The organism is Achromobacter sp. GbtcB20, from assembly GCF_019091095.1.
GTDB classification, from domain to species: domain Bacteria; phylum Pseudomonadota; class Gammaproteobacteria; order Burkholderiales; family Burkholderiaceae_B; genus Achromobacter; species Achromobacter mucicolens.
Map to the genome: position 1 here is coordinate 1 of NZ_JAGXJZ010000209.1, position 502 is coordinate 502.

Consider the following 502-nt stretch of genomic DNA (forward strand, 5'->3'; position numbering starts at 1 on the left):
CCGCCGGCTTCAAGGTCGCCTTCCAGGCCTTCGCCGAGTCCGGCTGGCAGGGCGTGCAGCACCCGAGCGAATTCGGCGGCCAGGGCCTGCCGAAGATCGTCGCCACGCCATGCACCGAGATGCTCAACGCCGCCTCGATCTCGTTCGCGCTGGTGGCCCTGCTGACCGACGGCGCCATCGAGGCGCTGCTGACCGCTGGCTCCGACGAGCAGAAGGCGCGCTTCCTCGAGCCCCTGATCTCGGGCAAGTGGACCGGCACCATGAACCTGACCGAGCCGCAGGCCGGTTCGGATCTCGCCGCCGTGCGCACCCGCGCCGTGCCCCAGGGCGACGGCACCTATAAAATCTTCGGCACCAAGATCTTCATCACCTACGGCGAGCACGACATGGCCGAGAACATCATCCACCTGGTGCTGGCGCGCACGCCGGACGCGCCGCCGGGCGTGAAGGGGATCTCGCTGTTCATCGTGCCGAAGTTCATGATCAACGAGGACGGTTCGCT

1 protein-coding gene is annotated in these 502 nt (G+C 67.5%); it reads left to right on the forward strand.

What is annotated here, in order from left to right; all coding sequences use genetic code 11:
* The coding region (locus KVT32_RS28615) for an acyl-CoA dehydrogenase family protein (protein WP_217619262.1) at positions 1 to 502 on the forward strand (502 nt) is incomplete at both ends.